Source organism: Siccirubricoccus phaeus (genome assembly GCF_008360935.1).
Lineage (GTDB): Bacteria > Pseudomonadota > Alphaproteobacteria > Acetobacterales > Acetobacteraceae > Siccirubricoccus > Siccirubricoccus phaeus.
Genome location: NZ_SRXO01000012.1, coordinates 55,955 through 72,583 on the forward strand (window position 1 = coordinate 55,955; position 16,629 = coordinate 72,583).

A 16,629-nucleotide genomic window follows, 5' to 3' on the forward strand; every position below is an offset into this window, starting at 1 on the left:
GGCAGCTTGCGGTGGTGGCGCAGAGTGCCGCCGCCCGGCCGGAAAGACCATCGGCAAGAACCAAGGACCATTTTCCTTGACTTAGAGAAACTATTCCAGTAGACCCGCCTTGCCGACGGCCGAATTGCGCCCGGCGCCCCTCCCCGCACCCTCCGCGCCCGCCGCCCAGGCCGCCCCGTTCGGACGGCCTGCCGCGCGCGCACGCCCGTTGAGACGGAGATCCCCGTGCCCTTCAGCCCGGCCAACCTCACCGCCCTCGTCCAGGGCAACAATTTCACCCTCTGGCACTACCGCACCGCGGACAGCCGCTCGACGGTCGGCAGCGCCGGCTATTTCGGCAGCGTCGCCGGCAGCCTGAAGCCGGGCGACCTGATGATGCTGCAGACCGCCGACGCGGTGGCGCTGCTGCCCATCCGGATCGGCGCGCAGCTCGGCACCGGCGTCACGCTGGACGGCGCGGTCGGCCCGCTCAACACGGTGCGCAGCGTTGCCCAGAGCTTCGGGCTGAGCCAGGTGGCCGCAGCGGTGGTGCGCACCATCATCCTCGCCCCCTTCGCCGCCGGCATCGTCGCCGGCACGTCCATCCCGGTCTCCGCCACCGTCACCGGCCCGGTCAGTGCCGTGGTCTTCACGCTGCGCGACGGCACCGGCGCGGTGGTGCCGCCCGCCCGGACCATCCCGGTCTCGAACGGCGCCGCCGCCACCACCTTCCCGGCGCCGCCGGTCGGCACCGGCTACCGCATCCATGTCGAGGACGTGGCGGACCCGCGCGTCGCCACCTTCTCCCGGAGCTTCAATGTCGGCCCCGACCTCAAGCTCATCCTGGTCGAGGCCGACGGCAAGCTGCTGACCGAAAGCGGCAACGTCCTGAAGCAATAGGCGCCGCGCCCCGGCCGCCCTTCCCCCCAGCCGCGAATACCGGAACGGAGCCCCATGCCCGACGCAAGAATCAGCGAATTGCCCGTGGCCGCCACGCTCGGCGACAGCGACCTTGCCCCGCTGGTGCAGACCAGCGGCGCCATCACCGAAACCCGCCGCGCCTCCATCACCCAGATCCGCAACGCCATCCTCGCCGAGCGCGGCGCGCATGTGCGGGATTACGGGGCCAGGGGCGACGGCACCACCAATGACGCGCCCGCCATCCAGGCCGCGGTGAACGACCTGAAGACCAAGGGCGGCGGCACGCTCTATTTCGGCCCGAAGGTGTACCGCATCGCCTCCGCCATCACGGTCAGCGACGCCACCATCCGCTTCCAGGGCGCCGGCTTCACCGAAGGCCCGGGCCCCGGCCAGGGCACCTGGCTGCAGATCGCCGCCACCGGCTTCACCCCCTTCACCTTCACCGGCGTCTCGACGCGCGGCGCGGCGGTGAGCGACATCGCGGTGCGGCAGAACCACACCAACCCGATCAACGCCTCCTGGACGCCGAACGCCTTCGACTACGTCTTCCGGGTGGAGGACTGCCTAGGCGGCGTGGACTTCGACAACGTCTTCCTCTGCGCCATCAACAAGGGCATCTACTGCCGCAATTCCGGCCGGCTGGACATCCGCCGGCTGCGCGGCCAGATCTTCACCGCGGGCGTCGAGATCGACGAGTGCTTCGACGTGCCGCGCATCCACAACCTGCATTTCTGGACCTTCCTGACCGCGGACAACAACGTCGTCCGCTGGCAGCAGGCCAATGGCGATGCGATGATCTTCCGCCGGGTCGACGGCGTCTTCATCGACCAGGCCTTCGTGCTCGGCTACCGGAGCATGTTCCGCTTCGCCTCCTCCACCGCCGGCAACACCACGAAATTCTACATCGGCCAGGCCTATGCGGATTTCGTGAAATACGCGGTGCTGGTGGAAGCCAACGGCACCGAGGGGCAGATCGGCAGCCTCACCTCGCAGAACGAGCTGTACAATTCCGGCGGCGCCGCTCTCGCCGGCTCCAACGGCATCTGCGTCAACGCCGCCAACACCCGGATCCAGGCGGCGAATCTCCGCATCGACGCGGTGCAGGACAACCCGATCGCCATCGGCGGCAGCGGCAACCGGCTCGACATCTTCTCGCTGCGCTGCGTGCGCTTCAACGCCCAGAACAACGGCGCGGCGGCGATCAGCATCGCCGATTCCGGCGGCAATCCGCCGAACGCCGTCTATCTCGGCTCCCCGGCGCTGCTTGAATCCGGCAATGGCGGCCCGGTGGTGAACAGCGGCACCAACGGCATCCTCGCCACGGGCGCGCCGGCCGGGCGGGCGGCGCGCCCGGGACTCACGGTCGGCAGCACCGACACCGGCCTCTACCTCCCCGCCACCGGCGTCCTGGCCGGCAGCGCCGGCGGGGTGGAGGTGCTGCGCGCCACCGCCGCCGGCGCCGTCACCCTGGGCGCGATGCCCGGCAGCCATGCGCTGGAAGTCGCGACGCCCGGCAGCACGGCGAACCGGCTGCTGGTCACCGGCGGCACCACCGGCAATGCCGTCACGCTCCAGGCGGCCGGCGCTGATGCCAATATCGGCATCGCCCTGACGCCGAAGGGCAGCGGGCTGGTGCGGCTTGCCGCCGACGTCCTGACGGCACCCGGCGGTAGCGGCAATATCGCGCGGCTGCAGGGCGCGGCCACCGGCAACCCGGTGGCGGTGCTGGCCGATACCGGCTCGGCGGATGGCAATGTCGGCCTGGCCCTGGTCACCAAGGGCACCGGTGCGCTGATGGCCGCCATCCCGGACGGGACCGCGGCCGGCGGCAATGCCCGGGGCACCAATGCGGTGGACTGGCAATCCAATCGCTCCTTCGCCAACCAGGCCGCCACCGGCAACGCGGCGACCATCAGCGGCGGCAGCGGCAACATCGCTGCCGGCACCTTCTCTACCGTCGCCGGCGGTAACGGCAACGCCGCAAACAGCGGCGCTAGCTGGGTCCCCGGCGGGCAGCAGGCCTATACCCGCAACAACATTCACCGGGGCGCCTGGGCGGCCGGCCGCTTCATCACCGATGGCGACGCCCAGGCCGGCGAGTTCCTGCTTCGCCGACAGGCCACTGACGCCACCGCGACGCGGCTGACCGGGGATAACGGCGGCCCCAACACCAGCAACACGCTGAACCTGCCGAATAACGGCACCTATCTCCTCAGGCTGATGGTGCTCGCCCGGCAGACCGGCGGTGCCGCCGGCACCGCGGGCGACAGCGCCGGCTGGACAGTGGAGGCGCTGGTGAAACGCGGCGCCACCGCTGCCGCCACCAGCCTGGTCGGCGGTGGCGGCGCTTCCCTCGCGCCCACCTACAGCGACAGCGCGGCTGCCGCCTGGCGCCTGGCCGTGGCGGCCGACACGACCAATGGCGGCGTCGCCCTCAGCGGCACCGGCGAGGCGAACAAGACGATCAACTGGGTCGCCCGCGTGCTGTCCGTCGAAGCCGTCGGCTGACCCCGGCGCGGCCGCCGCCCGGCGGCCGCACCACCCACCACCGGCCAGGCGCGCAGGGCGGAAGCCGCGGCGAAGCCCACGCGCGCCGGCAGATCCACCGGAGAGCATCATGGCCCTGCTGAAGCCCATCGAGATCGAGAATACCGGCCTCGTCGCCAGCTACTGGCGGCTGACCCATACGCAGATCGACCATGTCGCCGGCGTGGCGGAGTTCCGCCTGCATGGCTACCCGGACGCCGAGGCGCGCAGCGCCGGCAAGACGCCGCTGCCCGCCATCCGCTTCCGCGCGACGCCCGAGGAGCTGGGCGAGGCGAGTCTGCACAGCCTCACCACCGCGGCGCTCTACGCCGCGGCCAGGACCCTGCCTGCCGAGGACGGGCAGGTGTGGTTCACCGACGCCACCGATTGCTGAGCAGGAGAGAGCGATGCCCGACCTGACCGATTATGCGAAGAACCTTCTCGGCCGCGCGCTCTGCGCCCGGGCGCCGGCGATGCCGACCGCGGTCTATCTCGGCCTCGGCACCGGCGGCAGCGATGCCACCGGCCTGACCGGCGAGCCGACCGGCACCGGCTATGCCCGGCAGCGGGTGACCTTCAGCGGCACCGGCGCGCAGCAGAACACCGATGCGGTGACCTTCACCTTCGCCGCCTCGGCCGGCACGCTGACGCATGTCGGGCTGTTCGACGCGGTGAGCGGCGGCAATGCGCTGACCTGGTCCGCGCTGTCGCAGGCCGCTGCGGTGACCGGCGCCGGGACGGTGACGATCAACCCGGCCGGGCTGGTGCTGACGGCGAGCTGAGGCAGCGGCCGGGCCCGGCCGGAGTCGGCGGTTTAACCTGCCGACCGAGGGCGGCACCGACCAGGCGCCGCCCTCTTTCCGGTTCGTGCCACCGCCTGCCGAAATGTTGAGTCACGTGGGAGACGGCATCGGCCGGGCGCGCGGGGCGGCGGCAACCCTGCTCCGCACGCAGGCGTTGGCCCAGGCTGAGGAACGGCCGGAGCGCCGTTCCGTTTCGATCTCGCACGCATTCCGGAGAGATTGCCTCGCATGCAGGTCCAGGCCGTCGTCCTCGACAAGCCCGAACCGCCGGCGCGCCCTGGGATCTGCATCGAGGCCGCCGAACTCAGCGGCCCCTGCCCCAGCGGGTATCGGTACGCGGGGAGAATGCCGCGTCTCTGGCACCGGCCGAGGCTGAGCCATGGCCCGAGCCATGGCCCACACCCTGCGTGTCTGGCCATGAAAGGCGCCGGCATCATCGAGCCCGTCGGATGCGAGGTCACCCAGTGAATCCCCGCGACCGCCCTTTCCCATATCGGTTCGGATCCGGTCGAGGCCTTCGAGCATCTCGGCCTGCGGCGCCGGGGAACGGTCGAGCTGGGGCCGAAGCCGGGATCGTGACCGGCGTGGCCGCCTCGGCGCGCACCACAGCACGGCCGCTTGCCGCCCCTGATCGGGAGTTTGCCGGAAATGGGCATCAAGGCCGCCCGCCATCGCGGCATGGAAGATGATCGATTCGGATGGCTGCGGCTCCTGCCGGTCCTGGTCCTGCTGGCCGGGCTCGCGACGGCCTGGGCGTTCGGCCTGCAGCGCTACATGTCGCTGGATGTCCTGGCGGAGTACCGCGACGCGCTGTCGCAGCAGGTGGCGGCGCGGCCGTTCCTGTCGGCCGCATGCTACCTTCTGGCCTATGTGGCAGCGGTCACCTTCTCCGTCCCCGCCGGTCCCGTGCTGACGCTGGCGGGCGGCCTGCTGTTCGGCCGCTGGCTCGGCGCCGCGCTCGCGGTGACGGCCGCCACGGCGGGGGCCTGCCTGCTGTTCCTGGCCGTTCGCTCGGCGCTGGCCCCGGCGGTGGCGCAGCGGGCCGGCCCCTTCCTGGACCGGCTTCGGCCGGGGCTGGAGCGCGACGGCTTCTGGTACCTGCTCTCGCTGCGGCTGCTGCCCATCGTGCCCTACCCCGTCGGCAGCATCGCGCCGGCCCTGGTGGGGATGCCGTTCCGCGCTTTCCTGGCCGCGACCGCGCTGGGGATCGTGCCCAGCACCCTGATCTTTGCCGGCATCGGCGCCGGGTTCGGGCAGGTCTTCGCCCAGGGTGGGCGGGCGGATGCATCCGTGCTGCTCTCGGCGCCGATCCTGTTGCCGCTTCTCGGCCTCGCCACACTTTCTCTGGTGGCGATGTGGTGGCGGCGTTGGAGGAGCCATGCGTGACAATTGCGGGCCGGGATCGGCGCATTCATCCCGTGCCGCCTCGGATGTAGCGGAGGCGAATGTCGGCGCCATGTGGCCGGAGTCCCGGCTCAGGGGTGCGGAGGAGGCCGCGCCGCATGGCGGGCAGTCCTCGCTGCTGCGCGCCGGCGAGACCTGCTGGCGTGTCGAGTCGGCGGGACGCATCGCCTTCCTGCTCGACAACGCCGCCTATTTCGCCGCGGCCAAGGCCGCCATGCTAAGAGCTGAGCGATCCATCCTGCTGCTCGGCTGGGATTTCGACCCGCGCACGCGCCTGTGCCCGGACGCGGCGGCACAGGAACCGCCGGACGAGATCGGGCCGCTGCTGACCGCGCTTGCGACGCAGCGGCCGGGCCTCGACATCCGCGTGCTGGTCTGGGACATCCCCCTCCTGCTCACGGCGCGCAGGCAGTTCTTTCCCAGGCGCGCAGCCGCGCGGTTCCGGGGCGGCCAGGTGCATTTCCATCTGGACCACGCACCCATCGGCGCCTGCCATCATCAGAAATCGCTGATCATCGACGACGCCATAGCCTTCTGCGGCGGTGGCGATTTCGCGATCAATCGCTGGGACACGCCGCGGCACCCGGACCATGATGCGCGCCGCCGCCTGCCCTTCGGCAGGGAGCACGCGCCGCGGCATGAGGTGATGATGCTGGTGGATGGCGGGGCGGCGGCGGCGCTGGGCCAGCTTGCGCGCGAACGCTGGCTGCATGCGACCGGCGAACGAATTGCGCCGCCGCCGCCTGTGGGCGGCGATCCCTGGCCGCAGGAGGTGCCCCCCGACCTGATGGGCGCGCCGCGCCTTGGCATCGCCCGCACCGAGCCGGCCTGGATGCACGACCCGCCGGCGCGCGAGGTCGAGGCGTTGTACCTGGCGGCCATCGCCGCCGCGCGCCGCTTCATCTACCTTGAGAATCAGTATTTCGCCTGGCCGCGGCTGGCGGATGCGCTGGCTGCGCGGCTCGCGGAGGCCGAGGGGCCGGAGATCCTGCTCATCGTGTCGAGGAGGAGTCCCGGCATTCTCGACCGGATGACGATGGATGCGCCGCGCGACTCGCTGGTGGCGCGGCTTCGTGCCGCTGACCGCCACGGCCGCTTCTCCGCCTATGCGCCGCGCACGGCGGGTGGGCGGACCGTCATCGTGCATTCGAAGGTCGCCATCATCGATGATCGGCTGCTGCGCGTCGGCTCGGCGAACCTCAACAACCGCTCGGGCGGCTTCGATACCGAATGCGACCTCGCCCTCGAAGCCCCGGCCGGGCCGGACGGCGCGCGCGTCCAGGCCGCGATCCGCCGCTTCCGGGAGCGGCTGATCGGTCACTTCCTGGACGTCGACGATGCACGCATGGCGGCGGCGATCACCGCGGCGGGCGGGCTGGCCAAGGGCATCGAGGCGCTGGACGGCGGTCGCAGCCAGCGGCGGCTGCCGCCGCTCCAGCCCGGCGAGCCTGGCCCCTTCGGGGCGGTTGTCGCCGCCCTGCAACTGGGCAACCCGTGCGGGCCCGAGGATTCCTGGCGGCCCTGGCGACGGTGGCGTGCGTCGTAAGCGCTGCTTACACCGGCGCCTGCGGGCGGATGCTCAGCTCCACGACCAGCGGCAGGTGATCGGATGCCAGCCGCTCGAGCGGACCGCGGCGCACCTCCGCGCTCTGCGCCTCGACACCCTCGCCGAGGAAGACATGGTCGATGCGCAGCAGCGGCCACCGGGACGGGAAGGTGGGTCGCGGCCGCTGCCCGGGCTGCGCGCATTGCGCGTCGCGCAGGCCGGCGGCGAGCCGCCGATAGGCGCCGGAACGAGGCACGGCGTTGAAGTCGCCGAGCAGCACCGCCGGCTGGCCGCGGCAGGCCGGATGGCCGAGCCAGCCCTCCCCGAGCAATGCCGCGACCTGCGCCAGCCGCTCGCTTGGCGCCAGGCCGAGATGCGTGTTGATCACCTGCAGCACGGTCCCTTCGCCGAGTTCCACCGCGACCCAGAGCGCGCCACGCGGCTCCAGCAGCGGCCGATGCGTCAGGCCGGGCAACGGCCCGGCCTTGACGAGCCGGAGAGGCAGCGTGCTCAGGATCGCATCGCCGTAGGATTCCTCTTCGACCCGGAGCGCCGGGTGGAAGTGGAAATTCATGCCGAGCTCGCGCGCGATGCTGTGCGCCTGGTCGAGGCCACGGGTCCGGACGCGCCCGACATCGAGTTCCTGTAGCGCTACGATGTCGGGCCGGGCGGCGGCGATCACGGCGGCGATCCGCTCAGGCGAGAGCACGCCGTCCGTGCCGCGGCAGCTATGCACGTTGTAGGTCAGAATACGGGGCATGCCGCGACAACGCGCGATGGCCGCAGCGGCAGCGACCTGGCTTGGCGCACGTCCGGGGAACGTCCCGATATCGACCAGGACGTCGCCATCATCGCCAGGCCGGCTGGTCGCATCTGTTGCCGTCCTGGCACAGCTTGCTTCTCCCTCTCGCTGACCGCGTTCCGGATACGGATTGCCGTCGCCCTCGGCGCGGTGGCGCTCAGGCCAGTGCTGGATGGCACCGGTCAGGAATTTCTTCCACACGGCGCACGTTCTAAGGCGCCTCCCAGTACCGAACAAATTGGGCGCTTCGCCCTGAGAGCTGCGCGGCCGGGGCGCCACCGACGACGCATCAAATTCACGCCGCACAGCCTGTGGTTCCTTCCCTCCCGGCTGGCTGCAGGGAGCCGGTGCTGTTCGATGCGCCGCAGGCACAGAAGCTCGCCGGCCGGAGCTAACGGAACAGGGGGCGATCTGTTATTGCGAGCGGCTCGCAAACGGGGACCACGCCATGCCGCCAGACTTCGATCGCCGAAGAGAGCCCGGCAAATTGGCCGGCCTGGGCGAGGAGCTGCGGCACGTCTCGACCGGCCTGTGGCGCAGCGTCCCGCCCTCGACGCGCTGGCAGATGGGCGGCGTGCTGGTGCTCGTGGTGCTCGGCTCCGCCTTCCAGGCCCTCTCCCCCCTGGCGCTCAAGGCCATCATCGACGGCCTCGGCAGCGGGCCGGCGGCGGTCGTTCTTCCTGTCCTGGCCTATGCCGGGCTCATCGGCGCCGCCCGGGTCGGGCCCTCCATCGCCGGCTGGGGCTATCAGCTCTCATCCCGCCGCGTGGAACGCGCGCTTTCGCTGCAGGCCTATGCGCGCCTGCTCGATCTCCCCCACGCATTCTTCCTGAAGCACCGCAGCGGCGAGATGGCCCGCACCGTGTCGGATGGCGTGAGCGGAAGCACGACCATCCTGGGCGCGCTGCTCTTCTCCGCCCTCCCCTTCCTCGTCGAGGTCGGCATCGCCTTCGCCGTGCTCGCGGCCAGCTCCTTCCCGTGGTCGATCACCCTCGTGCTCGTCGTCTTCGTCATCGGCTACGGCATCGTCTTCGAGAAGGGGATCGCCGGGCAGCGGGCCGCCTACCGCGATGCGGCCAGGGACAACGCCGAGGCCGCCGGCATCGCGCACGACGCCTTCGCCAATCACGAGGCGATCAAGCTCTTCGCGCGCGAGCGCTACGTGCTGGACCATGTGGTCAGCGGGATGGCGCGCAGCGACGCGCACTGGTCCCGCTTCGCGCGGCTGATCGGCGTGACGGGGGCCGCGCAGGGCCTGATCGTCGCGGCCGCCATGGGATGCACCCTGCTGCTGGCCGGGCGCGAGGTGGCGGCCGGCCGGCTGACGGCGGGCGACTTCGTCCTGGTCAACGCCTACGTCCTGCAGGTGATGGGGCCGGTGGAGCGGCTGGGGCACCTGATCCGCGAGGTGACGCGCGGCCTGGACATGGCGGGCCGGCTTCGGCGGCTCCTGGCGGAGCCCTCGGAAAGCGAGCTCTCCCCCGGCCAGGCAAGCCTGCCGCCAGGGGGCGCCCTCTCCGTACAGGTCCGGCAGTTGCGGTTCGGCTACGACGGCGAGCGGGAGGTACTGCGGGGCATCGACCTGGACATCCCGGCAGGGCGCACCCTGGCCGTCGTCGGCCGTAGCGGATCGGGCAAGTCGACCTTGGCGCGGCTGTTCCTCCGCCTCTACGCAGCGGATGGCGGCCGGATCGCCCTGGACGGCGTGCCGGTCGAGGATCTCGACCTGCAGGCGCTGCGCAGGGCGATCGCCATCGTTCCCCCAGGAAACCGTGCTGCTGCATGACACGCTGCGCCGGAACGTCGCCTTCGGGCAGCCGGATGCCAGCCCGGATGAGATCGAGGCGGCGGCAAGGACCGCGGGGCTCGACCGTGTGGTGGCCGCCCTGCCGGAGGGATGGGAGACGGTGGTGGGCGAGCGGGGGCTGCGCCTCTCCGGCGGTGAGCGTCAGCGGGTCGCGATTGCCCGCGCGCTGCTGAAGAAGCCGCGGCTCCTCGTGCTGGACGAGGCCACGGCCTCCCTGGACACGCGGACGGAACGGGAGGTGCAGGCCCGGCTGGACCTGCTGGCCCGGGGCACGACGACGCTGGTGATCGCCCACCGGCTCTCGACGATCCGCCAGGCCGACGAGATCGTCGTGCTGGACCACGGCTCGATCGTCGAACGCGGGAGCCACGAGGAGCTGCTGCAGCGTGGGGGCCTCTACGCCTCGCTCTGGCGTGCGCAGATCGAGGCGGAAGAGGTCCTGGAGCAGGGCGTCAGGCCGATCGGACGTGCCAGGGCGACCTGATCGGACCCTGCCCTCGATCTCGATGCCGGCCATGCGGTCGATGGCGAAATGGCCACCCTCGGAGATGGGCGCTGAGCCGCCCGGCTGAAAGTGGCCGCGTCTGCTCTCCCCATGGCCTCATCATTCGTCCGGCGGATAGCGCTCACGCAGGTAGCGAAGGGTTTCGGACAGCAGCTCCTCCAGCACCGCACCGTCCACATCCGCCAGGCGCCCGATGTAGAGGCAAGCTTTTCCGGTCCGGTGCTTGCCAAGCTTCTGGAGCCGGTTCTCGTACTCGGGAAATCCACCCATCCCATAGAGCACGAGCTCCTTGGCGCGTGGCGAGAAACTCACGCGCGCCATGCTGCCCTCCCGGCCGCTCTCATAGCTGTAGCGGTAAGCGCCGAAGCCGACGAGGCTGCCACCCCACATCACGGCCGGTTCGCCCGATACGCGTTCCATGATCTCGCGCAGCGCGATCGCATCCGCGCGGCGCGCCGCATCGGCCAGCCCGGCAAGAAAGGCGTCCACCGATTGCACGTTCGGCTGTGTCCTTGCCTTGGGCCTGGTCATCGAGGGGTCTCCCCAGGGGCCCTCCCTAGGGGGCCTCCCGCTGCCTCACGGCGATCGCCTCTGCGCCGGGCAATCTCCATGCGCGCGACGTCCGACGCCTTGAACATATAGTCCCCGCGTCTTCGCCCGAGCGGGATACCAGGTCGCGCTCTCCGGTTCGTGTGCTTCGGGATCATGCACCGCGAGGCGACCAGCCTGGCGCGCCGCGGAAGGGCCGCATGTCAGGGTAGCCGGTGACTGCCCAGGCACCATCGACCAGCAGGCTGGCGCCGGAGACGTAGCGGGCCTCGTCGCTGGCCAGGAACAGCGCGGGACCGGCGATGTCCTCGGGTTGCGCGGCGCGGCCGGCCGGGATGCGCGCGAGGAAAGCGGCCTGCGCCGCCGGATTCTCGAAGTGCCGGCGGGTGAGCGGCGTCTCGACCAGCCCCGGAAGGACGGCGTTGACCCGGATCCCGTCCGGCGTGAGCTCCAGCGCCGCGTTCCTGGTCAGCATCTCGACGCCCGCCTTCGCCGAGGCATAGGCGGCACCGGCATGCATGGGCACATGCGCGTTCAGCGAGGCGATATTGACGATCGTGCCGCCGTCAAAGCCCAGCATCCGCCGCGCGGCGTGCTTCGTGCAGAGGAACACGCCCTTCAGGCAGAGGTCGACGGTGAAGTCCCAATCCGCCTCGCTCAGATCCACCAGGTAGCCGGGCCGGGAGGCGCCGGCGACGTTGAAGGCGCAGTCGAGCCTTCCGAACCGCTCGACCGCGAGAGCCATCGCCGCCTCCACCTCGGCCTCTTTCGTGACGTCCGCTGTCGTGCACGCCACCCGGGTTTCGAAGCTGCCCGCAACCGCGTCCAGCTTCTCGCGGTTGATGTCCGCGCAAACGATGCTGGCCCCCTCGCGGTGCAGGCCGCGCAGGATGGCCAGCCCGATGCCCGAGGCACCGCCCGCCACCACCGCCACCCTGCCGGCGAAGCGTCCCGTGCTGCCGCTCATGCCCAATCCTCCCGTCAATCCCGCCGCCCGTCCGCCGCTAGCCGCGCGACGGATCGAGCAGTACCTTGTTGTGCGGGTTGGGACGCCGGAGCGCCTCGAAGGCGTCCGGCAGCTCCGCAAAGCTGACGACCCGCGAGATCATTGCCGTCGCTTCCGCCCCCTTCGCCCGGAGGAGGTCCAGGGCCAGCGCGAAATCCTCCGGCACGTAGCCCAGCACAAATTGCAGCCGCAATTCCTTGAGCACGGCGCGCCGCGGGATCAGACGGTCCTCGGTGCGGCAGACCCCGACGATGACGACGCAGGAGCGGACGGACGCCAATTCGATGCATTGCTGCAGCAGGCCAGGCGCACCGACGCACTCGAACAGAATCTCGGGCGGGCCGCCGGTCAGGCCGCGGAATGCCGCATCGAGCGCGCCGGCGGCAGGGTCGACCCCGGCCGTCGCGCCCAGGCGCACCGCCCGGTCCCGCCGGACCGGATCGATTTCGCTGACCACCACATCCCGCGCGCCGGCCGCGCGGGCGAAGAGGACGACAGCGATGCCGATCGGCCCCGCCCCCACTACCAGCACCCGCCGCCCCAGCAGCGGCCCCGCCATGCGCACGGCATGGGCGCCCACCGCCAGTGGCTCCGCCAGAGCGGCGGCCTGATCGTCCACGCCGTCCGGGATCCGCAGGGCCTGGCGTCCGCCGAGGCGGACATACTCGGCGTAGCCGCCCGGGACCGCCGGGGACATGCCGACGATCCGGCTGTTCGGGCAATGGATGCCGAGGCGGTCCCGGCATTCGCCCTCGGCTCGGCAGTCGTCGCAGGGCCACACCGGGATACCGATGGCGCGGTCGCCCGGCGCCCAGCCCGCAGCGCGGGACTCCACGACCTCGCCGGCGAATTCATGGCCCAGCACCGTGCCGGCCGGAATATGGGACGGGCCCGGCTCCGTGGCATGCAGGTCGGAGCCGCAGATGCCGCAATAAGCGACCCGCAGGACGATCTCGCCCGGTTCGGCCCGGGGCGCGGGCCGTTGCTCGATCTGCAGGGGCATCCCCGGCCCGGCGAAGACAGCGGCTTTCATGACGCCTCTCTCGCTGATGAAGACCGGCACCTCACGCCCGACCGGCGCCAAGCGGCCGTGCGCTGGCGGGCGCCGCCTCGTCCGCCGCCGAGCGGCGGGCAAAGAGCGCGACGGTCAGGGCACCGAGGACGACCAGCACCGCAGCCAGGATGAAGGCGCTGATGAAGGTTCCCGTGCCCTTCACCAGGTAGCCGGTGATGATCGGCGCCAGCATGCCGCCGACATTCGCCACGAAGACCATGAAGCCGCCGACGCTGCCGAGGCTTTGCTCCGGCACGCCGTCCAGGCCGATCGCGTAATAGGTCGGGCCGGTCAGGTACATGAAGCCGACACCAAGCCCCATCAGGGTCACCGCGGCGGGGACCGAGCTGACCAGGCCGGCAAGCGCCACGCATCCCGCCGCGACCAGGAGTCCGACCACGAGCACCATCTTGCGGCCACGCAGCGGGTCGCCGGAAAGGCGGGTCACGTAGTCGCAGATGAAGCCACCGCTGATCAGCCCGAGCGCACCGAGCATCCAGGGGATCGCGCTGACGACGCTCATCGTCCCGACGCTCATGCCCAGCGACATGGTCAGGTAGCTCGGGAACCAGGAAAGGAAGAAGTAGAGCAGGTAGCTGTAGCTGAAGAAGCAGAGCGACGTGGCGATGAGGGATGGCTGGCGCAGCGCGTCGCGCAACCCGCCGGGAACGGGCGGCGTGGCGGCGGCCTCGGCCTGCCGTTCGCGCTGCACCTTCTCCCGTTCATCGGCGCCCAGCCAGGGATGCTCTTCCGGGCTGTTGGCGGCGAGGAGAAGCCAGCAAAGCACCCAGGCCAGGCCGATAGCGGCGACGGCGAAGAAGGCCGCGCGCCAGCCGAAGGCGGCTGCGATCACCCCGACGAGCGGCCCGGCCACGACGCCGCCGAGCGGCTGCCCGGAACTGGCGAGACCGAAAGCGCCGGCGTAGCGCTCGCGCGAGAACCACCGCATCAGCACCTTGTTGGCGGCGGAGATATAGGGCGATTCGCCAATGCCGAAGAGTGTCCGCAGCACGAGGAGCGAGAGGAAATTTCCCGCCGTCCCGATCAGCCCGCAGAAGACCGACCACAGCGCCATCGAGACTGCGAGGGTACGCTTGGATCCGAAGCGGTCCGCGGCCCACCCGCCGAAGAAGCAGAAGATGGTGTAGCCGAAGGAGAACACGCTGAACGCCAGGCCCAGCTGCGCCGGATCGAGCTCGAGATCACGTCCGATAAGTGGCGCCAGGACGGCGAACACCGCACGGTCCATGTAGTTGATCAGGCCGCCCGCGAAGAGCAGCCCGATAGTGGCCCATTGCAGGCGCTTCAGCATCCCGTTCCCCCAGATGGTCCCACGGCCGCGCGATCAGCCGCCGCGCTACGGCGTGCCGCGCTTCCTGGCCTCTTGCCGGGCGATCTCCGCCTGCACGGCCGCGCTGGCCTGACCGACGAACTCGGCATGGTGGTCGCGGGCAAAGGCGTAGCTGTCGCGCCGCCATTCGCGTGAGCGCTGGAAATGCGGGTGAACGTAGCGCGCCATCAGCTCGTAATGGCGCTTTGTCTCGGCCCAGTCGGCCCAGTTGTGCGCCAGCTCCAGGATGGTGCCGAAGCCGCCGGATCCCTCCAGCAACCGCTCGATATAGGCGATGGCGTCGTCGGGCGTGCCGATGCAGCCGGCTCCGGTCTCGACGAAGAAGGTGTAGGGGTCCTCGACGTCCGGCGGGACGATCGGGAAGGTCGCCACGTCATTGAAGTAGTCGCGGAAGGCATGGATACCGTGCTGCACGTTCCGGCGGGCCTGCTCGCGGGTTTCGGCGATGTGGAAGAGGGTCACCATGCGCCATTTGCGCCGGTCGGGGCTGTGACCGTTCCCGCGCGCCTGATCCTCGTAGAGATTCCAGTTGTTGCTGTGGTGCTTGATGGCCTCCGGGCTGGTGCCGCCAATCGATAGCATGCCGAGCCCGTGTCGCCCGGCCGCCAGGGCGCCGGCCGGGGAGCGGGAGGCGGCGACCGCCATCTCCATGACAGGCTGGGTGTAGCAGGGGAGCTGCAGCCGGGCGTCCTGCAGATCGTACCAGCCTGTCTTCTCGGTCACCGTCTCGCCGCGCAGCAGCCTGACGATGACGTCGAGCGACTCGTTCATCATCCGCCGCTGGTCGGCCGCCTTGATGCCGATCTTCAGGGCATCGTGGACCAGCGCACCCGGCCCTACGCCGAACATCGCCCGCCCGCGCGTCATGTGGTCGAGCTGGACCATACGGTCGGCGAGGATGAAGGGGTTGTGGTAGGGCAGCGACAACACGCCGGTGCCGAGCCGGATGTGGCGTGTCCGTTCGGCAGCGGCCGCGATGAACAGCTCGGGCGCGCCAATGATCTCGAACCCGCCGGAATGGTGCTCGCCGATCCAGGCTTCGTGATAATTCAGCCGGTCGAGGTGCTGCAGGAGCTCGAGGTCGCGCTCAAGCGCGAGGGTCGGGTTTTCGTCCAGGTTATGGAATGGCGCGAGAAAGATCCCGCTGCGCAGATACTCGCTCATGCGTGCCTCGCCGCTGCGATCGGGACGGATGCCGTGGGCCGGCCAGGTCGATGGGACGGCGACGCGCGGCATGGATCGGGGGCGAGCGCCGCGGCAGGGCGCGCATTCCCTGTTCGGGCATAGGGGGTCAGCACGGTTCGGCTGCCTTTCTTGCTTGGACGTCCGGTTCTTATAACGCGTTATAAAAAGCGGCTGCGGGATGCCCGGGAAAATCACCTCATCGCGACGCCACGAAGCGAGCCGGTGCTTGGTAGCCCGTACGCGGCGGCTTCTTGCGGGGCATGGTCCGCCTGACAGGGATGAGCAATGGCCAGTCACGCAGAGAGCAAGGCCGAGCGACGTGCGAGAATCATCCGGGCGGCCCGTGCGCTGATCCGCGAGACCGGACGGACCGGGCTTTCCATGCGCGCACTTGCGTCACGCGCCGGCGTCAGCCTCGCCACGCCCTACAACCTCCTTGGATCGAAGGAGGCGGTCCTGAAGGCGCTGCTCGAGGCAGACCTTCAGGAATTCCGGGAGGCATTGCCCATCCCCGGATCGGGGGATCCCATTGAGCACATCTTCGCGGCGATCACCGTGGCCACGCGGCTCTATTCGACCGAAGAGAGCTTCTACCGCGCGTTGTTCCTGGCGCTCTTCGAGTCCGACAATGTCGAGCTGCGGACGTTCTACGGGCCGGATCGCCAGCAATTCTGGGCAGGATTGCTCCGCGAAGCCGTTTGCACCGGCCAGGTCCTTGCCGGGACCGACGTGGCCGCACTGGCACGCAACATCCGCTACGTCTTCGCCGGCGTGCTGCATCGCTGGGCGACATCCAGCAGCAGACCCGGCTGGATCGAGGCCGAGATAGGCTATGGCGTTTCACTCGCCCTGTGCGCCGTGGCGACGCCGGGCGCGATCGGCCGCATCCGCGCCAGGCTGAACGCCTATCAGGAGCGGATCGCTGAACACCAGACGGCTGAGCCCGCAATCCCGCCCGAATCCACGGCGAGTTGCAGGACCGCCTCGGTGTGACGATCGGTGTGACGATAAGCAACTCGCTGGAGGAGAAGGGGGTCTTTCAGAGCCCGCTCGGACGGGTCGAGTAGGCGGCTGAGTGGAGGATGGGGTTCCGCAGTGCCCGGGGGGAATGTCTGACGCGGTTTTCCGGTACGGCAAGGTGGCTTCCCGCCACCGGCGAGACCGATCGTGATGGCATCCGTCCGGGCGGTC

Annotated in this window: 15 protein-coding genes; 9 read left to right on the forward strand and 6 right to left on the reverse strand. The window is 70.4% G+C overall.

Going from position 1 to position 16,629, the window contains the following annotated elements; genetic code table 11:
- Positions 1–225: 225 nt before the first annotated feature.
- The 6 genes from E5N76_RS17225 (at position 226) to E5N76_RS17255 (ending at position 7,179) form a co-directional block, all read left to right on the forward strand.
- The gene (locus tag E5N76_RS17225; protein ID WP_149538566.1) at positions 226–879 is read left to right on the forward strand and encodes a hypothetical protein; all 654 of its coding nucleotides are present in this window, start codon (positions 226–228) and stop codon (positions 877–879) included.
- A 54-nt stretch (positions 880–933) separates the two neighbouring features.
- The gene (locus E5N76_RS17230; RefSeq protein ID WP_149538567.1) at positions 934–3,408 is read left to right on the forward strand and encodes a glycosyl hydrolase family 28-related protein; all 2,475 of its coding nucleotides are present in this window, start codon (positions 934–936) and stop codon (positions 3,406–3,408) included.
- A 109-nt stretch (positions 3,409–3,517) separates the two neighbouring features.
- On the forward strand, positions 3,518–3,820 hold the full coding sequence (locus tag E5N76_RS17235) for a hypothetical protein (RefSeq protein WP_149538568.1): 303 nt from the start codon (positions 3,518–3,520) through the stop codon (positions 3,818–3,820).
- Between the two features lie 13 nt (positions 3,821–3,833).
- Entirely contained in the window at positions 3,834–4,208 is a 375-nt protein-coding gene (locus E5N76_RS17240) for a phage tail fiber protein (protein WP_149538569.1), read from the forward strand.
- A gap of 699 nt (positions 4,209–4,907) precedes the next feature.
- Positions 4,908–5,615 carry a TVP38/TMEM64 family protein gene (locus E5N76_RS17250; protein WP_149538571.1) on the forward strand — a complete coding sequence of 236 codons (708 nt, stop codon included), beginning with the start codon at positions 4,908–4,910 and terminating at the stop codon, positions 5,613–5,615.
- The gene (locus tag E5N76_RS17255; RefSeq protein ID WP_207792007.1) at positions 5,608–7,179 is read left to right on the forward strand and encodes a phospholipase D-like domain-containing protein; all 1,572 of its coding nucleotides are present in this window, start codon (positions 5,608–5,610) and stop codon (positions 7,177–7,179) included. The genes E5N76_RS17250 and E5N76_RS17255 overlap by 8 nt, the downstream gene beginning before the upstream one ends.
- A 7-nt stretch (positions 7,180–7,186) precedes the next feature.
- Here E5N76_RS17255 and E5N76_RS17260 read toward each other — a convergent pair whose 3' ends face one another.
- A complete protein-coding gene (locus E5N76_RS17260; protein ID WP_207792008.1) occupies positions 7,187–8,182 on the reverse strand; it encodes an endonuclease/exonuclease/phosphatase family protein in 996 nt (331 codons plus the stop codon).
- Positions 8,183–8,429: 247 nt separating this feature from the next.
- On the opposite strand from E5N76_RS17260, the gene E5N76_RS17265 reads away from it, so the two are divergent.
- Entirely contained in the window at positions 8,430–9,767 is a 1,338-nt protein-coding gene (locus tag E5N76_RS17265) for an ABC transporter transmembrane domain-containing protein (protein WP_149538572.1), read from the forward strand.
- Entirely contained in the window at positions 9,754–10,272 is a 519-nt protein-coding gene (locus E5N76_RS31055) for an ATP-binding cassette domain-containing protein (protein ID WP_187830224.1), read from the forward strand. Before E5N76_RS17265 ends, E5N76_RS31055 begins: the two co-directional genes overlap by 14 nt.
- 120 nt (positions 10,273–10,392) lie before the next feature.
- On the opposite strand, the gene E5N76_RS17275 is transcribed toward E5N76_RS31055, so the two are convergent.
- The 5 genes from E5N76_RS17275 to E5N76_RS17295 all read right to left on the reverse strand — a co-directional run bounded on the left by E5N76_RS17275 (position 10,393) and on the right by E5N76_RS17295 (position 15,417).
- A complete protein-coding gene (locus E5N76_RS17275) occupies positions 10,393–10,824 on the reverse strand; it encodes a DUF1801 domain-containing protein (protein ID WP_149538574.1) in 432 nt (143 codons plus the stop codon).
- 172 nt (positions 10,825–10,996) lie between these two features.
- On the reverse strand, positions 10,997–11,809 hold the full coding sequence (locus E5N76_RS17280; RefSeq protein WP_149538575.1) for an SDR family NAD(P)-dependent oxidoreductase: 813 nt from the start codon (positions 11,807–11,809) through the stop codon (positions 10,997–10,999).
- A gap of 37 nt (positions 11,810–11,846) precedes the next feature.
- The gene (locus E5N76_RS17285) at positions 11,847–12,881 is read right to left on the reverse strand and encodes a zinc-binding dehydrogenase (protein WP_149538576.1); all 1,035 of its coding nucleotides are present in this window, start codon (positions 12,879–12,881) and stop codon (positions 11,847–11,849) included.
- A 31-nt stretch (positions 12,882–12,912) separates the two neighbouring features.
- A complete protein-coding gene (locus E5N76_RS17290) occupies positions 12,913–14,214 on the reverse strand; it encodes an MFS transporter (RefSeq protein WP_149538577.1) in 1,302 nt (433 codons plus the stop codon).
- A 45-nt stretch (positions 14,215–14,259) separates the two neighbouring features.
- Positions 14,260–15,417 (reverse strand): LLM class flavin-dependent oxidoreductase, encoded by a 1,158-nt coding sequence (locus E5N76_RS17295; protein WP_207792009.1) that lies wholly within the window; start codon positions 15,415–15,417, stop codon positions 14,260–14,262.
- Positions 15,418–15,723: 306 nt separating this feature from the next.
- Here E5N76_RS17295 and E5N76_RS17300 point away from each other — a divergent pair, with 306 nt between their 5' ends.
- Positions 15,724–16,431 (forward strand): TetR/AcrR family transcriptional regulator, encoded by a 708-nt coding sequence (locus E5N76_RS17300; protein ID WP_149538578.1) that lies wholly within the window; start codon positions 15,724–15,726, stop codon positions 16,429–16,431.
- The last annotated feature ends 198 nt before the right edge of the window (positions 16,432–16,629 follow it).